17 protein-coding genes, 1 tRNA gene and 2 other RNA genes are annotated in these 22336 nt (G+C 61.8%); 17 read left to right on the plus strand and 3 right to left on the minus strand.

Features of this window, described 5'->3' with window-relative positions; all coding sequences use genetic code 11:
- The first annotated feature begins 115 nt into the window (after window positions 1-115).
- From H4I92_RS14350 to H4I92_RS14365, 4 genes are all read left to right on the plus strand, one after another.
- On the plus strand, window positions 116-1057 hold the full coding sequence (locus tag H4I92_RS14350; protein WP_077531229.1) for a chemotaxis protein CheV: 942 nt from the start codon (window positions 116-118) through the stop codon (window positions 1055-1057).
- A 17-nt stretch (window positions 1058-1074) separates the two neighbouring features.
- Window positions 1075-1905, plus strand: coding sequence for a CheR family methyltransferase (locus H4I92_RS14355; protein WP_077531230.1), 831 nt, complete (start codon window positions 1075-1077; stop codon window positions 1903-1905).
- An 83-nt stretch (window positions 1906-1988) separates the two neighbouring features.
- Window positions 1989-2077: transfer RNA gene (locus H4I92_RS14360), tRNA-Ser, on the plus strand.
- Window positions 2078-2105: 28 nt separating this feature from the next.
- Window positions 2106-2249, plus strand: a non-coding RNA gene (locus H4I92_RS14365) — RtT sRNA.
- A gap of 30 nt (window positions 2250-2279) precedes the next feature.
- On the opposite strand, the gene H4I92_RS14370 is transcribed toward H4I92_RS14365, so the two are convergent.
- From H4I92_RS14370 to H4I92_RS14380, 3 genes are read right to left on the minus strand one after another with little or no spacing between them, the layout of a single operon-like run.
- Window positions 2280-3233, minus strand: coding sequence for an alpha-L-glutamate ligase-like protein (locus tag H4I92_RS14370; protein WP_077531231.1), 954 nt, complete (start codon window positions 3231-3233; stop codon window positions 2280-2282).
- On the minus strand, window positions 3233-4756 hold the full coding sequence (locus H4I92_RS14375) for an inactive transglutaminase family protein (protein WP_077531232.1): 1524 nt from the start codon (window positions 4754-4756) through the stop codon (window positions 3233-3235). The genes H4I92_RS14370 and H4I92_RS14375 overlap by 1 nt, the downstream gene beginning before the upstream one ends.
- Complete coding sequence (locus H4I92_RS14380) at window positions 4753-5568, minus strand: ATP-dependent zinc protease family protein (RefSeq protein ID WP_179105720.1); 816 nt, start codon at window positions 5566-5568, stop codon at window positions 4753-4755. The genes H4I92_RS14375 and H4I92_RS14380 overlap by 4 nt, the downstream gene beginning before the upstream one ends.
- Window positions 5569-5733: 165 nt before the next feature.
- On the opposite strand from H4I92_RS14380, the gene ffs reads away from it, so the two are divergent.
- The 13 genes from ffs to H4I92_RS14445 all read left to right on the plus strand — a co-directional run bounded on the left by ffs (window position 5734) and on the right by H4I92_RS14445 (window position 22329).
- Window positions 5734-5830: signal recognition particle sRNA small type (gene ffs, locus H4I92_RS14385), an RNA gene on the plus strand.
- A 108-nt stretch (window positions 5831-5938) separates the two neighbouring features.
- Window positions 5939-7717 (plus strand): DNA polymerase III subunit gamma/tau, encoded by a 1779-nt coding sequence (dnaX, locus tag H4I92_RS14390; protein WP_077531234.1) that lies wholly within the window; start codon window positions 5939-5941, stop codon window positions 7715-7717.
- Complete coding sequence (locus tag H4I92_RS14395) at window positions 7714-8037, plus strand: YbaB/EbfC family nucleoid-associated protein (RefSeq protein WP_077531235.1); 324 nt, start codon at window positions 7714-7716, stop codon at window positions 8035-8037. Before dnaX ends, H4I92_RS14395 begins: the two co-directional genes overlap by 4 nt.
- 12 nt (window positions 8038-8049) lie before the next feature.
- On the plus strand, window positions 8050-8652 hold the full coding sequence (gene recR, locus H4I92_RS14400; RefSeq protein WP_077531236.1) for a recombination mediator RecR: 603 nt from the start codon (window positions 8050-8052) through the stop codon (window positions 8650-8652).
- An 11-nt stretch (window positions 8653-8663) separates the two neighbouring features.
- Window positions 8664-9800, plus strand: coding sequence for a ribonuclease D (locus H4I92_RS14405; protein ID WP_179105721.1), 1137 nt, complete (start codon window positions 8664-8666; stop codon window positions 9798-9800).
- A complete protein-coding gene (locus tag H4I92_RS14410) occupies window positions 9793-10053 on the plus strand; it encodes a YcgL domain-containing protein (RefSeq protein WP_077531238.1) in 261 nt (86 codons plus the stop codon). Before H4I92_RS14405 ends, H4I92_RS14410 begins: the two co-directional genes overlap by 8 nt.
- Window positions 10054-10057: 4 nt before the next feature.
- The gene (locus tag H4I92_RS14415; protein ID WP_077531239.1) at window positions 10058-10402 is read left to right on the plus strand and encodes a hypothetical protein; all 345 of its coding nucleotides are present in this window, start codon (window positions 10058-10060) and stop codon (window positions 10400-10402) included.
- A 115-nt stretch (window positions 10403-10517) separates the two neighbouring features.
- Window positions 10518-13010 carry a VWA domain-containing protein gene (locus H4I92_RS14420; RefSeq protein WP_179105722.1) on the plus strand — a complete coding sequence of 831 codons (2493 nt, stop codon included), beginning with the start codon at window positions 10518-10520 and terminating at the stop codon, window positions 13008-13010.
- Between the two features lie 161 nt (window positions 13011-13171).
- Entirely contained in the window at window positions 13172-14014 is an 843-nt protein-coding gene (locus H4I92_RS14425) for an AAA family ATPase (RefSeq protein ID WP_077531241.1), read from the plus strand.
- A gap of 41 nt (window positions 14015-14055) precedes the next feature.
- Entirely contained in the window at window positions 14056-15234 is a 1179-nt protein-coding gene (locus H4I92_RS14430) for a vWA domain-containing protein (RefSeq protein WP_077531242.1), read from the plus strand.
- A 102-nt stretch (window positions 15235-15336) separates the two neighbouring features.
- Complete coding sequence (locus H4I92_RS14435; protein ID WP_218668292.1) at window positions 15337-16995, plus strand: AMP-binding protein; 1659 nt, start codon at window positions 15337-15339, stop codon at window positions 16993-16995.
- A gap of 248 nt (window positions 16996-17243) precedes the next feature.
- A complete protein-coding gene (gene hrpA, locus H4I92_RS14440; protein WP_218668225.1) occupies window positions 17244-21137 on the plus strand; it encodes an ATP-dependent RNA helicase HrpA in 3894 nt (1297 codons plus the stop codon).
- A gap of 70 nt (window positions 21138-21207) precedes the next feature.
- The gene (locus H4I92_RS14445; protein ID WP_077531244.1) at window positions 21208-22329 is read left to right on the plus strand and encodes a beta-ketoacyl-ACP synthase III; all 1122 of its coding nucleotides are present in this window, start codon (window positions 21208-21210) and stop codon (window positions 22327-22329) included.
- Window positions 22330-22336: the final 7 nt, after the last annotated feature.

A 22336-nucleotide genomic window follows, 5' to 3' on the forward strand; every position in this document is an offset into this window, starting at 1 on the left:
TGCGTCAGGGCGGCACTAACCAAACCGGCAAAAATCCGGCATCAGCCGGGGTTGTTGGCATTCTGACAGATAATGTTGCAACAACCATGCCGGCATCATCAGGATGGGCAGGACTATGGCGGGACTACTCGATAACGTGAATCAGCGTACCCAGATGGTGGGGCAGAACCGGCTTGAACTGCTGTTGTTCCAGCTCAAGGGAGGCCAGTTCTACGGCATCAACGTGTTCAAGGTCCGGGAAGTACTCCCTTGTCCGGGGCTGACGGCAATCCCCCACAGCCATCCTGTGGTGAGGGGAGTCTCCCACGTCCGGGGTGAGACGGTTCCCATCATTGATACCGGTATGGCCATAGGCAGACAGCCCATCCCGGATGAGGAGCTGTCGGAATCACTGGTGATCGTTTCGGAATACAACCGCAAGACCCAGGGATTTCTGGTGCGTCGGGTAGAGCGGATCGTCAACCTGAACTGGGAGGATGTGCACCCGCCGCCCAAACGGGCCCGGGCGGAGTATCTAACCGCAGTGACCGAGCTGGAGGAGAAGCTCGTGGAGATTCTCGATGTGGAGAAGATCCTGGCGGAGGTGTCACCCATTGATGACAACGTGAGCGAGTCCTTCCAGTCGACGCTGGATACCGGTGGTGAAGCCGCAATGCGCGTGCTGGTAGTAGACGACTCGTCCGTGGCAAGGGGGCAGATCAAGCGCTGCATGGAAGCGGTCGGGCTTGAGGTGGTCATCTGCAATGACGGCAGAGAGGCGCTTCAGTACCTTGAGTCGTTGGTTGCGGATGGCAGCGCAATCCACGATCATCTGGCACTGATGATTTCGGATGTGGAAATGCCGGAGATGGATGGCTACACGCTGGTGACACACTGCAAGAACAATCCGGGGCTGGCCCCCCTGTACATCATGCTGCATTCTTCGCTCAGCGGTGTTTTCAATCAGGCCATGGTCCAGAAGGTCGGTGCTGATGAATTCATGGCCAAGTTCAATCCCAACGAGCTTGCCGAGCGGGTCATGGCAGTCATGGACCAGCAACACCACATGCCGTCCTGACGGAGACGCAGACACTGATGAGTTCCGAGATCAGCCAGGAGGACTATCGCGCCTTCAAGGAGTTCTTGCAGGATGCTTCCGGCATTCTACTTGGCGAGAACAAGCAGTACCTGGTGAAAAGCCGCCTGCGGCGGATCATGGCGGAAAACCGGTTCAACAGCCTTGGCGAACTGGTTCAGCAGTTGCGTAAGCAGCCACGCAGCGAACTGCGTGAGACCGTGATTGACGCCATGACCACCAACGAGACGCTGTGGTTCCGGGATACGCATCCATTCCGCATTCTCGAAGAGCGGCTTCTGGGGGAGATGGGCGCGGAAAGCACCAGCCAGCCCCTGCGTATCTGGTCGGCAGCCTGCTCAACCGGGCAGGAGCCGTACTCCATCGCCATGGTGATCGACGAGTACCGGCGCCGTAACCCAGGCCGGCTGCGGCGCCCCGTGGAGATCATCGCCACGGATGTGTCCAAACCCGTGGTGGACGCGGCCAAGGATGGGATCTACGAACTGCTGGCCCTGGGAAGAGGGCTTTCCGCGGATCGCCAGAAGCAGTTCTTCACCCAGCTTCCGTCCGGTAGCTGGCAGGTCCGGAAAGAGATCCGTGACATGGTGACCTTCCGTGAGCATAACCTGCTGGAACGGTTCAACTTCGGCAAGTTCGATATCGTTTTCTGCCGGAACGTGCTGATCTATTTCTCCGGCGATCTCAAGCAGGACATCCTGATACGCACCCACGGTGTACTGAAGCGCGGGGGTTACCTGATACTGGGCGCGTCCGAGTCGCTTAACGGGCTCAACCAGTACTACGAAATGGTCCAGTGCCGGCCCGGAATCATCTACCGTGCCAAGTGAGTGTTGCGTTCGCTTCGCGTTTTGCGTACAGTCTGCGCCCATCAAACGCGGCGGGCCCCACAGCCCCACGCGTATCGATCAAAGGAGAGGTGTCCGAGTGGTCGAAGGAGCGCGCCTGGAAAGCGCGTGTACGTACTGCGTACCGAGGGTTCGAATCCCTCCCTCTCCGCCAATACAAAACCCGGCCATGTGCCGGGTTTTTTATTGGCCGGTTGGGCAGGGTGAGAAGCCTCGCGGGTTCGACCGAGGCCTGCCTGGCAGGCCGAGGAACGCCTGAGCGCAGCGAAGGCGGCCCCCGAAGGGGGTGAGGCGCGCAGCGCCGAATCATCCCTCCCTCTCCGCCAATACAAAACCCGGCCCTGTGCCGGGTTTTTTTATGTCTCGATTCTTTCTCCAAACTCCGCCATTGCCATCCCGGCCCGCGCCTCAGCATTTTCCGGGATGTTCTCCTGCGCCTCTATCCACTGCAGCCGTGGTAGAAGTCCCTTGCCATTGGCGATCTGGATGGCGAGGCCGGGCCGCGCGTTGAGCTCCAGCATCAGCGGCCCCCGGTTGCGGTCAACCACGATGTCCGCGCCCAGATAGCCCAGCCCGGTCAGGTCATGGCACCGGGCCGCGAGGGTAAGGAGATTCTGCCAGTCCGGGATGGCGATGTGGTTGAGGTCAACACCGGTGTCGGGGTGGCTGTGCACGCGCCTGGAGTGCTGGACAGCATGAATGCAGCGGCCACTGGCGAGGTCCAGACCCACGCCGATGGCCCCCTGGTGCAGGTTGGCCTTGCCGTCGCTGGCGTGTGTTGAGAGCCTCAGCATGGCCATTACGGGTATCCCGCGAAAAATGATGACCCGGATATCGGGAACGCCCTCGACGGACAGCGACTCAAAGTACGGGTCCGCCTCGATCAGGTCCTCGATGATCACAGAGTCGGGGGCTCCGGCAAGGGAGTGCAGCCCGGCAAGAATGTTGGAGCAGTGACGTTGCAGGTTGTCCAGCGTCAGAGCCTGTCCGGATGCCTTCAGGAACTGTTCACCGTCGCGTTCATGAATGACCATGATGCCCTTGCCACCGGCTCCCCGTGAGGGCTTGATGGCAAACCGGCTGAGGTGATTCAGGCGTTCGCCCAGGTCGCGGACCCCGTGCTGGGTATCAATGACATCGCGCAGGGTGGGCGTGGCCACGCCATGCCGCATGGCCCGCTCCTTGGTGAGCTTCTTGTCGTCCACAAGCGGGTAGAGGCGGCGTTCGTTATATCGGGAAATATACGCCACATTCCGGCGGTTCATCCCCAGCAGGCCACGGCTCCGGAGTGCGGCGGGGGACGCGAGCATCAGTCCTGCTCCGCCATGGACCGGAACCGGTAAAGCTCGGAGAGCTTGTAGCCGGTGTACTGACCGACGAGCAGAATCAGCGCGAGGAGGATCAGATGGATTTCCGGGAAATTGAAGGTGAGGTGGCGTACCACCCCTAGCTGCATGAGCCCATAGGCGCCAATGGCCACCAGCAGGCTGCCACCGCCCTGTATGGCGACTTCCCGGGCCCCCTGTTCCTCCCAGATCACCGACATCCGTTCGATGGTCCAGGCAATGATGATCATCGGGAAGAAGGTGATGGTCATCCCGAGGTTGAGTCCCATTTCATGGCCAAAGACACTCAGCAGCCCTGTGAGCAGCACCACCAATACGATCATGGCGGCGATCCGCGCCACCAGCAGGAGATTCAGGCGAGACAGATAGCCTCTCAGGAGCAGCCCCAGTCCGACAATGGTCAAGAAGGCGGTGAGCCCCGGCAGAAGCGTTGTCTGGATAAAGGCAAGTGCGATCAGTACCGGCATGAAGGTGCCGGAGGTGCGGATGCCGATGACGATCCGCATGAAGGCTACAACCAGGGCGCCCACGGGAAGGAGCAGCAGCAGCTTCAGCATGCCCTGTTCCTCGATGGGCAGCTGGTAGAGGCTGATGTAACCCAGTGGTTCGTCCGCCGAGGCCTGGCTCTGGGCAAGGTCCAGGGCGGGAATGCTCTGGCGCATCATCGAGAAACGCACCTGTGAATTCTGGCCGCCCATGACCTCAAGCACGGGCCCGCTGGCCCGGTGCCAGACGAGGGTGTTGGGCGTGATGCCCTCCTGGCCACCGCGTTCCAGATCATACAGGTGCCAGGTATCCTCGATGTAGACGTCCACTAGTGGTTGCAGGCTCTGGTTGCGTCGGGCGTCCTCCAGTTTCAGGCCCATGGCTAGACGGGCCGGGACGCCGGACTGGTTCAGGAGGCGGACCACCAGCTGCTGGGGGGAGTGCTGGTCCAGCAGCAGTGCCGCGTTCTGGTCATTGGGGCTCTGGACGGCCTTGATCAGTTCGCGGGTCAGGCTTGCGGGCGTGCTGGAGCGCCGCATGGCTGTTTCGAGCAGGTCGGCGGCGGCCGTGGCCTGGGGTTCCTCCCAGATGATCTGCTGGGGCTCAGAAGGGGGGGCGGCGCTGCCGTTGCGCTGGGCGGTACCGTTCTGCCCCGGAGCGAACTGGACCTTGTAGTAGAGCGTCTGGCGGCCCGTTGCTTCCCGTTTGGACCATTCACCACGACGCCCCGGGGATCCGTTGACCCGCGAGAACCCGTAACCTGGAGAGGCGGCCTGCTCGGAAATGATCCGGTAACCCGGCGGGTCATCCGGCAAGCTCAGGCTTGCCAGTGTCTCGTCGCCAAGAGCGACGAAATCGATGCGGGCCTCCACCAGCCACACCGGTGTGTCGTTCTCCGGCAGCAGGGGAATACCCAGGCGGTCATGCCGCAGCCACATCATGGATACGCCAATGATGATCAGCACCGATACAGCCAGGAAGAAAAGCGGCTGCTGCCTCATTCTTCACCCTCGACACTGCCGGCGGCCTTTTCCAGTTCATCCGGGTCGCTGAGTATAAACTGTCTTGATACATCCACTGTGAACAGGTCCCTGAGGATATTGCGCCCTATCAAGGCGGGGTAGGTCAGGCGTTCGCGGTTGCTCAGGGTGAATTCCGCAACCCGCTCGATGGAGCCGACGCGGTACTGGAGCTCAATCACTGCTCGCCTTTCATTTTCATCGGTGGATGCCTGGATGATCTCCACGAACCGTGAGACGGGGCGCTCCATCTCCAGGGAGCCGCTGTCGGCAAAATGCTCCCCGGCCAGCGTGAAGCGGACATAGTCATCACCGTCGCGCTCGAAGAACTCAATATCCCGCGCATCCAGCGACGACGTGTTCGCGCCGGTGTCGATCCGGGCCTCAAAAAGATGGTCCGGGGGCAGCAGGCGGATGCCCTCAACGGACCCGATCGTCGTGAGTCCTGAGCACTGCTCGTTGCCGTTGGAGACGCTGGTGTTCAGTATCGGACAGGTGTCGCCATCGGTGCTGCTGCTGCCGGATGCGAGATGGCGGTTGGTCGCGCTGCGTAGCCGCTCCATCTGATCCTGGAGGTTGGCGAAGCCCTGTTGCTGCTGTTCCGCCACAGTTCTGTTCTCACCCAGAAGGGCGTTGAGCAGCACCTGCTGGGAAGCCAGCTGATCCTGCTGCTGCGCCAGCTGCGTCTTGAGCACCTTGATATCCTTGTCCGCCGGGGCGGGGGACATAAAGTGGGCACAGCCGGCGCTCATCAGCGCCGACAGAATAATCAGGATGCGTGGCGCAGCTGGCATGGGGATCCTCTTTGTTGTGGGGTATCCGTCAGACATGGGGAGTATAGAGGCTGCACCTCTGTTTGACGATGGGTTACGCTTGAAGCGCAAGTTACGGCGGTGATAGACTCCGCAGTCTCAGCGCAGGCGGGCTCATAACCGCCGGACTGAGCGCGATGGTGGTCCTGCTGGTGCCTTCGCAACGATAAACCGTGAACCCGGTCAGGCCCGGAAGGGAGCAGCCGTAGCGGTGGATTCGTGTGCCGGAGTGTCGCTGGCAGGCCACCCCCAGTTTTCCTTTCCCGAGCTCTGCTTCCCGGCCAGACCCTCTGCTTGCCAGCCCAAGATAAGGCCGTGATAAGGTATCCCATCAGATAATGGATGGTCCGGCATGACGTATCAGGTACTTGCGCGTAAATGGCGCCCTTCCCGGTTTCAGGATCTTGTTGGTCAGGAGCACGTGCTCAGGGCGCTGGTGCATGGGCTGGATCAGGACCGGCTGCATCAGGCGTTTCTGTTCACCGGTACCCGGGGCGTGGGCAAAACCACGATCGGGCGGATCCTGGCGCGGTGCCTGAGCTGCGAGCGGGGGATCAGCTCCAGTCCCTGTGGCGAATGCGACAGCTGCCGCGAGATCCAGGAGGGTCGGTTCGTGGATCTGATCGAGATCGATGCCGCTTCCCAGACCCGCGTGGAAGACATGCGGGAGTTGCTGGACAACGTCCAGTACGCGCCAACCCGGGGCCGGTTCCGGATCTACCTCATTGACGAGGTCCACATGCTCTCCAGCCACAGCTTCAACGCGCTGCTGAAGACACTGGAGGAGCCGCCGGACCACGTTAAGTTCCTGCTGGCGACCACCGACCCCCAGAAACTGCCGGTTACCATCCTTTCACGCTGCCTGCAGTTCAATCTCAAGCGCCTGGGGCCGGAACTGATCGTCTCCCATCTGGAGCACATCCTGGCCCAGGAAGGCATCGAGTATGAGAACAGCGCCCTCTGGCTCCTGGGGCGCGCCGCCGATGGCAGCATGCGCGATGCCCTGAGTCTGACCGACCAGGCGGTAGCGTTCAGTGGCGGGCGCCTGGAATCCGAGAGCGTCAGCCGGATGCTTGGCACCCTGGACCGGGCGGACATCTTCCGCATGTTGGATGCCTTGGTCCAGCGTGATGGCCAGGCTCTGCTCAAGGAAGTGAATCGGATCGCGGAGTATGCACCGGATTACAGTGCGGTACTGGCGGACATGCTGGATGTGTTCCACCGGATTTCGCTGGAACAGGCGATTCCCGGGAGCAATGACAACAGCCAGGGGGATCGGGAACAGGTCCGGACCCTTGCAGGGCAACTGAGTGCGGAGGATGCCCAGCTGTTCTATCAGACGGCGCTGACGGCCCGGCGGGATCTGGCGATAACGCCGGATGCCCGCATGGGGTTTGAGATGGCGCTGCTGCGCATGCTGGCCTTCCGGCCCGAGCCGGTTGCGACACCGCCGCAGGGTGGGCGTCCGGAGAGTGAACCGGCTCTGGAAACACCTGGGGCTGATTCCGCGGAGTCCGCCCCCGCGCCGGAGCCCGAAACGGAGCCTCAGCCTGAACCTGAACCGGAGCCCGAACCGGCGCCGGAACCAGTGCCCGAGCCTGAGCCACCGATTCCCGAGGACGAAGCGGACCGGAATGCCGGGAACGCTTCGCTGGAAACGGCTACAGAGACGGCACCGGCGTCTGAGCCCACTGTGGAACCCGCTGACCCCCCTGGTTTCGACTGGTGCCGTGATTTTGATCAGCTGCCGCTGCAGGGCATGCCGGCAACCCTCGCCGCCAATGCGGCCTGTCATGAGGAGGAGGGCGCCTGGGTGCTGACACTGGCCCCCGGGCATTACCAGCTTCTGCATGAGCGCCACCAGCAACGGATTCGCGAAGCGGTGGGGGCTGTAGTGGGCAGCAGCGTGACCCTGGTGTTCCGCGAGGGCGAACCGGGCGGGGGAACCCCCGAAGGACACCGCCAGGCGCAGATGGAGGAGGCGCAGGCGAACGCGGTCAGCGCCATTCACGGGGATCCCGTGGTGCAGCAGATTGTCGAGCGTTTCGGCGGCCAGGTGATCGAAGACAGTATACAGCCGCCGCGGGCATCGCCGGCGGCGGTACCAGACAGCAGAGAGGTGGCACGATGAAGGGTGGCATGAACGACATCATGAAGCAGGCGCAAAAGATGCAGGAAGACCTGCAGAAGGCGCAGGAAGAGATTGCCAAAGCCGAGGTGACTGGCGAGTCCGGCGCCGGCATGGTCAAGGTGATCATGAACGGGCGCCATGACGTGCGCAACGTGGACATCGATCCCTCGCTGATGGACGAGGACCGCGAGGTCCTGGAGGACCTGATGGCGGCGGCGGTGAACGATGCCGTGCGCCGCGTCGAGGAATACCAGAAGGAGAAGATGGGCAATATGACCCAGGGCATGGGCATGCCCCCTGGTTTCAACATGCCGTCCTGAGCCGGAGGGCCCATGAGTCTGAGTCCGCGTCTTGAGGCGCTGATTGATGCATTACAGTGCCTGCCTGGTGTGGGGCGCAAGTCCGCCCAGCGCATGGCGTTCCAGCTTCTGGAACGGGATCGTTCCGGGGCTGCCGCTCTGGCACGCCAGCTTGACGATGCCCTGGCCAACATTGGCCGCTGTGAACGCTGCCAGACCTTTGCCGAGGATGCCCTCTGCCCGGTCTGTGCCGATGAAAGGCGGGACCGTTCACTGATGTGCGTGGTGGAGTCTCCCGCCGATCTTGCCGCCATTGAGCAGTCAGGGGATTACCGGGGCTACTACTTTGTGCTGCTGGGGCATCTGTCACCCATTGATGGCATAGGCCCGGAGGATATCGGAGTGGATCAGCTGCTGGCCCAGATTCATGAACGGGGTGTGACCGAACTCATCATGGCCACCAATGCCACGGTGGAGGGTGATGCCACCGCCCACTACATTGCGGACCGTGTGGATCCGGAAACGGTCACAATCACCCGGCCGGCTCAGGGCCTTCCTGTTGGGGGTGAGCTCGGCGGTGTCGATGGCGGCACGCTCAGCCATGCCCTGCGGGGCCGCCGGCCCTTCGCCGGCTGATGGAGTCGCCCATGGATCAACCCAACCCTGATCAGGCCGCCTGGCTCGACACCCCACAACAGCTGGATGACTGGCTGGCCGCTCTGCCGCCTGAGCAGCCGGTTGGCATGGATTCTGAATTTGAACGGGTGACCACCTTTCATGCCATTCCCGGCCTCGTGCAGGTCGCCGCCGCGGGGCAGGTCGCGCTGGTGGAACCCCGGGCGGCCGAGGGCTCCGGGGCGCTGCGCGGGCTGCTTGAGGATCCGGACCGCTCGAAACATCTCTACGCCATGAGCGAGGACATCGAGCTGTTCCGGGACTGGCTCGGCGTTCGTGTTCGCGGCGCACTGGACCTGCAGCTGGCGGCTGCCTTTGCCGGCCACGGCATGTCCGTGGGCTATGCCCGCCTTGTGGAATCCTGTCTCGGGGTGGCCCTGGGCAAGGGCGAAACCCGTTCGGATTGGCTGGCACGCCCGCTGTCCGATGCCCAGCTCTATTACGCGGTGGCCGATGTCCACTATCTGCGCCCGCTTCATGAGCAGCTGATGGCGCAGGTTGCCGCGAGGGGGTTCGAGGAAGCGCTGGCGGAGGAGAGCCGGATCTGGTGCGAGCGCCAGAGTGTTGCTGACACGCCGGAATCCTATTACCTGCGGCTCACTGGAGCCTGGCGGCTGCGCCCCGGCAAACAGGCGGTACTGCGGGCGCTGTGCACCTGGCGTGAGCACCGCTGCCGGGAGCTGGACCGTCCCCGTGGCCGCGTCATTGAGGACAGGCTTCTGATCCGTTTGGCCGAAGCCCTGCCGCGCAGCCGCAAGGCGCTTGCGGCCATAGAGGGTATGCCCAGCGGGGTGGTGCGGCGTGAGGGAGACGCACTCCTGGCGGTGATCTCAGAGGTGGTTGAAGGCCCGGAGCAGGCCGTTGAGTCCATACCGGCACCGCTGACCCGGAACGAGAAAAACCATTACCGGAACGTAAAACGAATTCTGGCCGAGCAGGCGGAAAGCCTGGATCTGCCGCTGGAACTTATCGCCTCGAGGCGTTATCTTGAGCCTGCCGTCCGTGCCGGTCTTCGCGAGGGCCGCCTCCCTGACCTACTGACGCAGGGCTGGCGCGGTCGGGCACTGGCACCCCGCAGAGAGGAACTGGAAGCCTGTTTCCATGAGTGATAAGCACCTGATCAGCATCTACCGCAGCAGCAAGCGTGAGGGCATGTACGTGTTCTTGCCCAGGGAGACGGATCCGGCCACGCTCCCGGCCTCACTGATGACCTATTTTGGACAGCCGGTTCATGCCATGGATCTGGTGCTGACTCCGGATCGCAAGCTGGCGCGTGCCAGTGCCAATGAGGTGCTCCAGGCGATCGGGGACCAGGGCTTCTATCTCCAGATGCCTCCCAAGCAGATGGAGGCCACGGAATAAGCCCATGGAACTGCTGCTGACTGAATACAACATTGCCTGGGTGGTCTATCTGCTTGGATTCCTGATCGTCTACAGGTTCTGGGCTGGGATTGTATGGTGGCTGCCGTTGCGCATTCTGCGCCAGTTTCTCAAGGGGCTGTTCGCCGTTGTGCTGCTGACGCCCGTGGCCTCGGAGCGGGCCGCGGAATGGCTGGTGCCCGCGTGGCTGAATTTCTTCTATGCCGTGGTGCTTGACCAGCCCGATGTCATGGGGAGCACCCTGTTCGTCTATACCTTTGCTGCGGCGTTCATGCTGATTGTGCTGGCCATGGATTCCGGCTGGATACGGTACAGACGCCGCAAAAGCTGACGCCCTGATGGACGGCGCTTTCATTCTACGGGATTCCTGCTATAGGTTGAGTGTAATCAGCCGTTTTTCGCTCCTCCCAGCTACCACATGAATTAAGGCCGCCATGGGACAGTTAGTGCTCAGATCATTTCACGCCCTCCTGACCATTCTGCTTTTTTCCCTCATTGCAGGGATGACGGTCCAGGCTCAGGAACAGGCGTCGCAGCCTCAGGCACCGGAACTCCCCGATAACATCGACGTGCGGTTTGTGGTGGATGTGTCCGGGAGCATGGAGCGCACCGATCCTGACAACCTGCGCGCTCAGGCGGTTCCCATGCTTGCGGAGCTCATGCCGGAAGGGGCCCGTAGTGGTTTGTGGACCTTTGGGCGCTACGTAAACATGCTGGTGCCGCTGGAAGAGGTGGACGACCAGTGGCGCCAGGAGATGCGCGATGCCCGCTCCCGTATTGAGTCCCCGGGCCAATACACCCACATAGGGCGGGCGCTGGAGACCGCCACCGAGGATTTCTGGCCCGGTGGTGGTTACGACAACACCCATGTCGTTCTGTTGACCGATGGTATGGTTGACGTCCCGGAGGGAGAGGAAGCCAGCCAGCAGGAGCGCGAACGCATCCTGGATGACGTACTCGGGCACTTCCGGGAGCACGGGGCCCATCTGCACACCATTGCGCTTTCCGATGAAGCCGATCGTCCGCTGCTGGAACAGCTCGCCGCTGAGACCGGTGGCCATCACGCCATTGCACGTTCCGATTCGGAGCTGATCAGCGCCTTCCTCTCGGCCTTTGGGGCAGCCTCTCCAACGGAAGAGGTGCCGCTTGAGAACAACGGTTTTTCCATTGATGACAGCGTGGATGAATTCACGGCGCTGATCTTCCGGGACCAGGGCAGCGACTCCGCGGAGCTTGTGGATCCCTCGGGCAATCGGGTTACGCGTGACAACCTTCCGGAAGGTTCACGCTGGCACCGGGCGGAAACCTATGACCTGGTGACCATCGAGGATCCTGCCACCGGGCGCTGGGAAGTGGACGCCATGGTGGGACCGGACAGCCGCATCAAGGTGGTGAGTGAGCTGCGTATGGCGGTCGGTGACTTGCCCACCCGTTTCTTTGCCTCGGATGTGCTGGATCTGAACGTGACCTTCTATGAGGATGGTGACAGGCTTACGGATGAAGATTTCCTCGGCGTTATGAACGTACGGGCCGAGATCCGCAATTCGGAGGGTGATCGCCAGGGAACCGTCCGGCTTTCTGGAGATCGGGTTCCTGCCAATGGCGTCTTCAATGGCGAAATCGGAACGCTGACCGAACCCGGGCAGTACGAGGTCCGCCTCATTGGGAAAGGGGAAACCTTCCAGCGCAGCCAACGCCAGCAGGTGACGTTGACGCCACCTTTTGATACGGAGATACAGGGTCTAGGTACCGGGGAGGACAGTCGCTGGACGTTCCGGGTGATTCCCCGGGACCCAGGCCTTGTGGCGGACAGCATCCAGGCGGAGGCTGCGGTGACCGGTCCGGATGGGGAACCCCGGACACGGGCGCTGGAATCGGTCTCCGGGAGCAATGAACGGATACTGACACTCACTGGTGACCGGGGTGAGGGGACCTATCAGGTACGGCTCCGTATGGAGGCGGAGACTCAGGACGGGCGGGCTGTGTCGTTGAATACGCCCGCTTTCGCAGCGGAATTTCCGCGAACGTCTGATGGTGTTGACTACCAGGCGCTGGAGCCAGAGGCGCGGCAGCCTGAACCTGCGCCCGAACCCGAGCCGGCACCCGAACCGGAGACACCTTCCGAGCCTGAGCAGAAAGAGCCCCTGTTTGATCCCGAGCCGGTTGAGGTGCCGGAAGACCCCTCCGAGCCAGAGCCGCAGCCAGAGGCGGACAGCGGCATAAACTGGCTGCTCTGGGGCAGTGCTGGTGGCGGCCTGATCGGGTTGGCTGCAATCGCCGGCGGGCTCTGGTGGTGGCTGCGTCGCCGCAGCGCCAGTAAGGAACCGGAGCCTGAGCAGGAGGAAACGGCAACCGTCCCGGAGGCCGAACAGGCGGAAGCGGTATCGGACCAGGAAGAGCCGGCCCTGGAAGCCGATCTTGAAACGGAGTCTGAGCCTGAAGCGGACGAAGGAACCTCACTTGCGGAGGCTGCTGCCGCCTATCAGGCACAGCAGCTGGGCTCCGGGGATGAAACGTCCTCCGGGTCGGAGGACGACAGCGGCGAATCGGCGGATGAATCCGTTCCCACGGTGGAGGATATGGAGACCGCTGAAGCATCCGAGGAGCCGGAGCCTGACCCCGAACCCGAACCGGTTTCAGGGGTCGCGTCAGAGCCAGAGGAGACCGCACCGGAACCTGAGACGGAAGAAACACCGGTTACCGAGGAGCCGGAGGAAACCGCCGAGCCCGACGACGCTATTCCGACCCTTGGCGATGATGAAGCCCCCGAGGATCCGGAGGCGCTGGCCGACCAGATACTGGAGGAGAACCAGCAGAACACTGATGAGGATGAGTTCTCGCTGGAGGACTTCGACATATCTGAATTCGATGATCTGCCGGACCAGGGAGAAGAGGCGGACTCCGGAGAAGAAGACGACGATGGTAACCGAAACCGCTGAGGACCACCGCCCTTGGCTGTGCGGTGGTTCCGCCTCCGGGGCCAACCGCTTACTTGTTGGCCCCGACGCCCTGCCTATATACTTCGCACCTTGCAGAAGGCCGGGCCCTGACTCAACAGGGCCTCATGGCCGCCAGGTTTCCTGACTGAGGTGTTGCTGACATGAAATTTGAGGGTACCGAAAATTACGTTGCCACGGATGAGCTCCAGATGGCGGTCAACGCGGCCATCACACTGGAACGCCCGCTGCTGATCAAGGGCGAGCCCGGTACCGGCAAAACCATGCTGGCCGAGGAGATGGCACGGGGCGTCGGCGCCGAGCTGATCACCTGGCACATCAAGTCCACCACCAAGGCCCAGCAGGGGCTCTACGAGTACGACGCGGTTTCGCGCCTGCGTGACTCCCAGCTTGGTTCCGACAAGGTGCACGACATCGGTAACTACATCGTCAAGGGCAAGCTCTGGGAAGCGTTCGAGGCGGATCAGCGGGCCGTGCTGCTGATCGACGAGATCGACAAGGCGGATATCGAATTCCCGAATGACCTGCTGCAGGAACTCGATCGCATGGAGTTCTACGTGTACGAGACGCAGCAGCAGGTGGTGGCGAAACAGCGCCCGATCGTGGTGATCACCAGTAACAATGAGAAGGAGCTGCCGGACGCCTTCCTCCGCCGGTGCTTCTTCCACTACATCGATTTCCCCGACCACGACACCATGAAGGAGATCGTGGACGTGCACTTCCCGGGCATTCAGCAGCAGCTGGTGCAGGATGCGCTGGAGATCTTCTTCGATGTGCGCCGGGTTCCGGGCCTCAAGAAAAAGCCCTCCACTTCCGAGCTGATCGACTGGCTCAAGCTGCTTATGGCGGACGACCTGGCCCAGAAGGTGATCCAGGACAAAGACACGTCCAATGCGCTGCCGCCGCTCTACGGGGCACTGGTCAAGAACGAACAGGACGTGCACCTGCTGCAAAAACTGGCATTCATGGCGCGCCGGCGTCGCTGATACGCTGGTTACAGCGCGGATCCACTGACAGCGGGGGCCCTATGCTCATCGACTTTTTCCTGGAAGTGCGCCGTGCCGGAGTGCCGGCCAGCCTGCGCGAATTCCTGGACCTGACCGAGGCGCTACAGAAGCGCCTGGCGTTCGCGGATCTGGAGGACTTCTACTTCCTCAGCCGGCTCTGCCTGGTCAAGGACGAACGCCATTACGACAAGTTCGACCGGGCCTTCGATGCCTATTTCAAGGGCATCGAGAACCTGGATGAGCTGCTTGAGGCGCTGATTCCCGATGACTGGCTGCGCTCCGAGTTCGAGAAACATCTCTCCGAGGAAGAGAAAGCGCAGATTGAGTCTCTGGGTGGTCTTGAAGAACTGATCGAAACCTTCAAGCAGCGCATGGACGAGCAGACCGACCGCCATGAGGGTGGCAACAAGTGGATCGGGACCGGTGGTACCTCACCGTTTGGTGCCAACGGCTATAACCCGGAAGGCTACCGCATCGGCCAGGAAAAAGGGCGCCACGGGCGCGCGGTCAAGGTCTGGGAGAAGCGCGAATACCGGGATCTGGATGACAGCGTCACCATCAGTTCGCGCAACATCAAGGTGGCGCTCAAGCGCCTGCGCAAGTTCGCCCGCGAGGGAGCGCCCGAGCACCTGGACATGGACGACACCATCCGCAACACGGCACGCAATGGCGGCTATCTGGATCTGAAAATGGTGCCGGAACGCCACAACGCGGTGAAGGTGCTGCTGTTCTTTGATGTGGGCGGTTCCATGGACCCGCACGTGAAGGTCTGTGAGGAACTGTTCTCGGCCTGCCGGGAAGAGTTCAAGCACCTGGAATACTACTACTTCCACAACTTCATCTACGAGGGGGTCTGGAAGGACAGCAGCCGCCGTACCACGGAAATAACGCCCACCTGGGATGTCATCAACACCTATCCGTCGGACTTCAAGGTGATCTTCGTGGGGGACGCCACCATGGCGCCCTATGAGGTCAGCCATCCGGGCGGGTCCATCGAGCACTGGAACGAGGAGGCGGGCTCGACCTGGTTCCAACGGCTTACGGACCACTTCAGCAAGGTGGTCTGGCTCAATCCGCTGCCCGAGGACTACTGGGGGCAGGGCGGTTCCATGGGGATGATCCAGAAACTCGTGGGTTTCCAGATGTACCCGATGAGCCTGGAGGGGCTGGAGTCCGCGATGCGCTATCTCAGCCGCTGAACCGGATTGCGCACGGATGACGTGATCGTAAAAAGGCTTTAAGATCCAAAGCCACAAAAACACCAATCAAACGACAGGTTACTCAGGAGATCCGTCATGGATATGGAGCAGTTTTTCAAAGAGAAGTACCCGTCAGATCTCTCCCGGGACGTGGATACGAACCAGTACAGCACCATGCTGGATGTGTTCGAGAAATCCGTGGCGCGGTTTGCGGACCGGCCTGCATTCAGTGGCGTGGGTGTGACACTGACGTACCGGGATCTGGATCACTACAGCCGCGCGTTCGCGGCCTGGCTCCAGAACGAGACGGATCTCCAGCAGGGTGATCGCATCGCCATCCAGATGCCCAATATTCCCCAGTATCCGATCGCCATTTTCGGCGCTATGCGGGCCGGGTTGGTGGTTGTGAACACCAACCCGCTCTATACCACCCGGGAGATGGAGCACCAATTCAACGATTCAGGCGCTCGCGCGCTGATCGTCCTGGCGAACATGGCAAGCAATGTGGAGAAGGTGCTGCCGAACACCGGTCTCGAGCATGTGATCGTCACCGAGCTTGCGGACCTGCATAAGCCGCTCAAGCGCAAGCTGATGAACAGCGTGGTCAAGCACGTGAAGAAGATGGTGCCGGCCTACAATCTGCCCAAGGCCCACGCCTTCCCGAAAGTACTCAAGAACGGCGCCGGCCTGACGTACAGGCCCGTCAGCATCCAGCGTGAGGACATCGCGGTGCTCCAGTACACCGGTGGCACCACGGGTGTGGCCAAGGGCGCCATGCTGACCCACTCGAACCTCGTCTCGAACCTGCTCCAAGTCAAGCCGATGGTTGAGAAGCAGATGGATGAGGGCAGGGAAGTGGTGGTTGCGCCGCTGCCGCTGTACCACATCTATTCGTTCACCATGAACTGCGGCGTAATGCTTGAGAGTGGCAGCCACAGTATTTTGATCCCGAACCCGCGTGACATTCCGGGCTTCGTCAAAGAGCTGAAGAAGTGGCAGTTCACGGTTTTCATGGGCTTGAACACGCTGTTCGTGGCGCTGGCCAACAACGAGGATTTCCGCAACCTCGATTTCAGTAACCTCAAGATCACGGTGGCCGGGGGTATGGCGCTGACCAAGCCCACAGCGGACCAGTGGCAGCAGGTGACCGGCTGCGAGATCACCGAGGGGTATGGTCTGACCGAGACCTCGCCAGTAGTGACCCTTAACCCGCTGGGGAACGCCCAGATCGGCACCATTGGTATTCCGATTCCGGGTACCCAGGCCAAGACCATTGACGATGAGGGCAATGATCAACAGGTCGGTGAAGCCGGGGAGCTGTGTGTGAAGGGGCCACAGGTCATGAAGGGCTACTGGCAGCGCCCTGAGGAGACCAGCAAGTCCATTGACTCGGAAGGTTGGTTCCGCACCGGTGATGTGGCGATGATTCAGGATGATGGGTTTGTGCGGATCGTGGACCGCAAGAAGGACATGATCCTGGTATCCGGTTTCAACGTCTATCCGAATGAGATTGAGGACGTTGTAATGGGCAATCCGAAGGTTCTGGAATGTGCCGCCGTGGGCATTCAGGATGATAAGAGCGGTGAGGCGGTGAAGATCTTTGTGGTCCCGAAGGAAGAGGATGTGACCAGGGATGAGATCATCAAGTACTGCCGTGAGAACCTGACGGCCTACAAGGTGCCGAAGCATGTTGAGTTTCGGGATGAACTGCCCAAGAGTAACGTGGGCAAGATTCTGCGGAAGGAGCTTCGGGACAGCTGAGGCTGCCTGAAGGCTGGTGTCTTGAAACCCCGTCTGGATCAGGCGGGGTTTTTTGTTCTATGAAGTCTCAACAACATGCCCGATAACGGGTTGCAGGATGGAGTGAGGTGGGGACTGTTTATCGGGAAACGCTGTGAATACATCCCTGTACGCTGCTCTTCCGCCATCCATGGCTCCAGAGCTTCCCGCTAAACAGTCCCCACCTCACTCCACCTTAATCTCCTCTGCATTCCGGAGCGCATCTTTCATTGACTGACCAGAAGAACGATTGGCGAGAACAGATCAAACAGTCCCTGGCTGACTGCCGGCAGTGGGAAGCTGCGCGTATTCTGCGGCTGATGGGCCGTGGGCAGCCGGATGGCAAGACCCGTGAGCGTATTGAAGGCCTTCTGAAGGAAGGGCGGGAAGCGTTGGAGCGACGTCGGGGGCTGGTACCGTCCATTTCCTATCCGGACTCGCTGCCGGTTTCCGAGAGAGCGGCGGATATCCGGGAGCTGCTTGAGCAGCACCAGGTGGTGATTGTTGCCGGTGAGACCGGCTCGGGTAAGACGACGCAGCTGCCCAAGATGGCGATCGAGGCCGGGCGTGGCCGGCGTGGGCTGGTGGGGCATACCCAGCCGCGGCGGATTGCGGCGCGCACGGTGGCGCAGCGTCTGGCGGAAGAAATGGAGACCCGGGTCGGTGAGACGGTGGGGTATCAGGTGCGGTTCAGTGACCAGACCAGTGAGGATTCGCTGGTCAAGGTGATGACGGACGGCATCCTGCTGAATGAGCTGACCCATGATCGGTTCCTGGACCGTTACGACACCATCATCGTGGATGAGGCCCATGAGCGCAGCCTGAATATTGATTTCCTGCTGGGGGCGCTCAAGCGGATCCTGCCGAAACGGCCGGATCTGAAGGTGATCATCACCTCGGCGACCATCGAGCTGGACCGGTTCAGTGCCTACTTCGACGATGCGCCGGTGCTGGAGGTGTCCGGGCGGACGTATCCGGTGGAGGTGCGGTATCGGCCGCTGGCGGATGCGGAGGATCCGGAGTCGGGGTGGCCTGGGGCGATCGAGTCGATCGTTCACGAGATCGAGGACTATGAGAAGGATCAGGGCAAGGGGCCCGGGGACATCCTGGTGTTCCTGCCGGGGGAGCGGGACATCCGGCAGGTGAGCACGGCGCTGCGGCATGCGGATCTCAGGCATACCGAGGTATTGCCGTTGTATGCACGCCTCTCGAACCGGGAGCAGAACCGGGTCTTCCAGCCGCACGGCGGGCGGCGGATCGTGCTGGCGACCAATGTGGCGGAGACGTCGCTGACGGTGCCGGGCATCCATTACGTGATTGATACCGGGCTGGCCCGGCTGAGTCGTTACAGTGTGCGATCCAAGATGCAGCGGCTGCCGGTGGAGCCCATTGCCCAGGCCAGCGCGGAGCAGCGCAAGGGGCGCTGCGGGCGTGTGGCGCCGGGGATCTGTTTCAGGCTCTATGACGAGACGGATTTCCTGAACCGGCCGGAGTTCACGGATCCGGAGATCCGGCGTACCAATCTCGCCTCGGTCATCCTCCAGATGACGAACATGGGGCTGGGGGACGTCAAGCGTTTCCCCTTCATCGACCCGCCGGACAAGCGCCTGGTCAATGATGGCTACAAGCTGCTGGAAGAGCTGGGGGCGGTGGATCGGAGTCGCCGGGTCACGAAGGCGGGGCAACGCATGGCGCGGCTGCCGGTGGACCCAAGGCTGGCGCGCATGCTGCTGGCGGCTGAGCGGGAGGGCAGTCTGGCCGAGGTGGCGGTGATCGCGGCCGGGCTCAGCATCCAGGATCCGCGTGAGCGCCCCGGTGACAAGCAGACCCAGGCGGATCAGGCCCACGCGCTGTTCCGAGACAACCACTCGGACTTCAACAGCCTGCTCAATCTCTGGAACACCTGGGAGGAGCAACGCCAGACCCTTTCCGGCAACCAGCTCCAGAAATGGTGCCGGAAGCATTTCGTGGCCTTCCTGCGCATGCGCGAATGGCGTGACATCCATCGCCAGATCCTGCTGCTGGCCCGGGAGCAGGGAATGCGCGTGAACCAGCGTCCGGCGGACTACGGTTCCGTGCACCGGGCGCTTCTGGCCGGCCTGCTGGGCAACGTGGCGCTGAAGGAGGAGAAGGGCTGGTTCCACGGGACGCGTAACCGCAAATTCCGGATCTTTCCGGGCTCCGCACTGGCGAAGAAACCTCCGAAGTGGATCATGGCCGCCGAGATCGTGGAGACCAGTCAGGTGTTTGCGCGCATGGTGGCGGGGATCGAGGTGGAGTGGATCGAACCACTCGCCGAACACGTGGTCCGGCGCAACCACGCGGAGCCGCACTGGGAGAAGAAGCGGGCCCAGGTCATGGCCATGGAGTCGGTCACACTCTATGGGCTGACCATCGTGGCCAATCGCCGAGTGGGGTACGCCCGGATCGACCCGGAGCTGTCTCGGGAGATCTTCATCCGCCGGGCCCTGGTGGAAGGCGAGTACAGGACCAGGGCCCCCTTCGTGCTGGCCAATCAGGAGTTGATCGAAGAGGTCACTTCGCTGGAGGACAAGGTTCGCCGGCGGGATCTGCTGGTGGATGAGGAGACCCTTTTCCAGTTCTACCATGAGCGCCTGCCCGCCGACATTGTCAGCGGCAAGGGTTTTGAGCGCTGGTGGAAGCAGCTTGACGACGAGCAACTCAGTCGCTTCTACCTGACCGAGTCCGATGTCTTCCAGAAAGAGCCCGGGACGGACACGCAGAGCCTGTATCCCGATACGCTGCAATGGCACGGCCTCACCTTTGAACTGCGCTATCATTTCGAACCGGGTACGGCCGAGGACGGCGTGAGCATCCGGGTGCCGATAATGGCGCTCAAGCAGCTGCCGGTGGAGCGGCTGGGGTGGCTGGTGCCGGGGCTGCTGCGCGATCGCGCCATTGCGCTGGTGAAAAGCCTTCCCAAGTCACTGCGCCGCAACTTTGTGCCGGTGCCGGACTTCGTGGACGCCGCCCTCGCCAATCTCACCCCCTGCAATGAACCACTGCCCCGTAGACTGGGGGAACAGCTCCAGCGCATGACCGGCGTGCGGATCCCCGAGGATGCCTGGGACCCGGATCACCTGCCTGACCATCTGCGCATGAACGTGCAGGTGATTGATGGCAAGGGCAACATCCTGGATCAGGGGCGGGATGTGGAGGGGCTGATCGCACGCCACGAGGATGAGGCTCATCAGGCGCTGGAAAGTGCCATGCAGGAGGCCCCGGAGGAATCCGAAGTTGAGACGGTTGTCTCCGACTGGCCGGGCGGCGACCTGCCGGAGAGTGTCGAGACCGAGCAGGGTGGCATGCAGGTTCGTGTCTATCCGGTTCTGGAAGATGAGGGTCAGGGGGTACGTCAGACGCAGGTGCTGGACCCGGTCCATGCCTGGTACCTGAATCGTCGGGGCATTGCGCGCATCCTGGTGAACCGCCTTGGTAATACCCTGCGGGACCTGGACCGCAGGCTGCCCGGTTTTCATGAGGCCTCGTTGCTGTTCGCCCCTGTCGGGCGCAAGACCGAGCTGTTGGACGACCTGCTCATTGCAACCGCTCAGTCCCATTTTCTCGCGGACCAGGCACTGCCGCGGCGTGAACGGGACCTGGAGGCACGAGTGGAGAACGGTCGCAGTGAGTTCATTCCGGCGCTGGAGGCCAACAGCCAGCTCCTGCTGCAGATCATGGAGCGCTATCACCGGGTGATGAAGGGGCTGAAGGGGAAGATTCCGCTGAACGTTGCCCAGAGCATGGCGGACCTCAAGTTCCAGATGAACCAGCTGATTTACCCAGGGTTCATGGCGGCAACGCCCCCAGAGTGGCTTAGGCATTTCCCACGCTATATGGACGCGGCGCTGATCCGGCTTGACAAGATGCCCCGAGAGGCAGGCCGGGAACGGGCGTTCCTCTCTGAGTTCCAGCCCTTCTGGGAGCGCTATGTGGAACGCCGTGAGGCACTGGCCGTGCAGGGCATTGAGGACGAGGCGCTGATCACCTACCGGTGGATGCTGGAGGAATACCGTGTTTCGTATTTCGCACAGCAGCTGGGAACCGCTGTCACAGTCTCGCCCCAGCGCCTGGAGCGCCAGTGGCAGCAGGTCCGCCGGTAAACCCATACACCTGACACCCCGGTTCGATGTGTTACTATTTTCCGTAATCAACAACAACCGGAGCCATACCGTGTCGACAGCAGTAATCAGCGCCACCGGTCTCTTCTCGCCGCCCAGCGTCATTGACAACGACGAGCTTGTTGAGGCGTTCAATGCGTACGTGGAACTCTACAACGTGCGTAACGCGGCGGCCATTGAACGGGGTGAACTCGAGGCCCTGCAGCCTTCCTCTTCCGGTTTTATCGAGAAGGCGTCAGGCATAAAGCGCCGGCACGTGATGGACAAGGAGGGCATTCTTGACCCAGAGCGCATGAAGCCCTCGATTCCACAGCGCCCGAATTCGGACTATGGCATCCAGTGTGAGATGTCAGTGAAGGCCACGGACCAGGCGCTGGAACGGGCCGGGATCAGGGCAGGGGATCTGGACGCGGTGATTGTCGCCTGCTCGAACCTGGAGCGCCCCTATCCGGCCGTGGCGGTGGAAGTCCAGGATGCGCTGGGCGTGGAAGGCTTCGCCTACGACATGAACGTGGCCTGCAGTTCCGCGACCTTCGGCATCCAGAATGCCGTGGATGCCATCAGCAACGGGCATGCCCGCACGGTGCTGGTTGTGAACCCGGAGATCTGCAGTGCCCACCTGAATTTCTGCGATCGGGACAGCCACTTCATTTTCGGCGACGCCTGCACGGCCATCATCGTCCAGCACCCAGATGATGTTCCGGCCGGGCGTGGCTTTGATGTACTGGGTACACGGCTCAAGACGCGTTTCTCCAACAACATCCGCAACAACTTCGGGTTCCTGAACCGTGCGGATGAATCCGGCATCGGGCAGCCGGACAAGCTGTTCGTTCAGGAAGGCCGCAAGGTGTTCAAGGAAGTCTCTCCGCTGGTGGCGGAGCTGATCGGGGAACATCTGGAGGCCCTTGGCCTCGGTACCGACCAGCTGCGGCGCATGTGGCTGCACCAGGCAAATCTTAATATGAATGAGCTGATCGCGAAGCGGGTGCTGGGGCGTGACGCGGAGCCGGGCGAGGCGCCAGTGATTCTGGACGAATACGCCAACACCAGCTCCGCGGGCTCCATCATCGCCTTCGACCAGTACCAGTCCGACCTGAACAGTGGCGATTACGCCATCATCTGTTCCTTCGGGGCCGGCTATTCCATCGGCAACGTCGTCGTCCGCAAGCGCTGAAGCGGCC

The sequence above is a fragment of the Vreelandella halophila genome (assembly GCF_019903425.1).
GTDB lineage: Bacteria > Pseudomonadota > Gammaproteobacteria > Pseudomonadales > Oleiphilaceae > Halospina > Halospina halophila.

Coding starts and splice junctions, on each gene's coding strand:
- H4I92_RS14415 (WP_077531239.1), top strand. CDS start 10,058: ATGGAACTGCTGCTGACTGAATACAACATTGCCTGGGTGGTCTATCTG.
- H4I92_RS14370 (WP_077531231.1), bottom strand. CDS start 3,233: ATGCTCGCGTCCCCCGCCGCACTCCGGAGCCGTGGCCTGCTGGGGATG.
- H4I92_RS14375 (WP_077531232.1), bottom strand. CDS start 4,756: ATGAGGCAGCAGCCGCTTTTCTTCCTGGCTGTATCGGTGCTGATCATC.
- H4I92_RS14435 (WP_218668292.1), top strand. CDS start 15,337: ATGGAGCAGTTTTTCAAAGAGAAGTACCCGTCAGATCTCTCCCGGGAC.
- dnaX (WP_077531234.1), top strand. CDS start 5,939: ATGACGTATCAGGTACTTGCGCGTAAATGGCGCCCTTCCCGGTTTCAG.
- H4I92_RS14410 (WP_077531238.1), top strand. CDS start 9,793: ATGAGTGATAAGCACCTGATCAGCATCTACCGCAGCAGCAAGCGTGAG.
- H4I92_RS14355 (WP_077531230.1), top strand. CDS start 1,075: ATGAGTTCCGAGATCAGCCAGGAGGACTATCGCGCCTTCAAGGAGTTC.
- H4I92_RS14395 (WP_077531235.1), top strand. CDS start 7,714: ATGAAGGGTGGCATGAACGACATCATGAAGCAGGCGCAAAAGATGCAG.
- H4I92_RS14405 (WP_179105721.1), top strand. CDS start 8,664: ATGGATCAACCCAACCCTGATCAGGCCGCCTGGCTCGACACCCCACAA.
- H4I92_RS14425 (WP_077531241.1), top strand. CDS start 13,172: ATGAAATTTGAGGGTACCGAAAATTACGTTGCCACGGATGAGCTCCAG.
- recR (WP_077531236.1), top strand. CDS start 8,050: ATGAGTCTGAGTCCGCGTCTTGAGGCGCTGATTGATGCATTACAGTGC.
- H4I92_RS14430 (WP_077531242.1), top strand. CDS start 14,056: ATGCTCATCGACTTTTTCCTGGAAGTGCGCCGTGCCGGAGTGCCGGCC.
- H4I92_RS14380 (WP_179105720.1), bottom strand. CDS start 5,568: ATGCCAGCTGCGCCACGCATCCTGATTATTCTGTCGGCGCTGATGAGC.
- H4I92_RS14350 (WP_077531229.1), top strand. CDS start 116: ATGGCGGGACTACTCGATAACGTGAATCAGCGTACCCAGATGGTGGGG.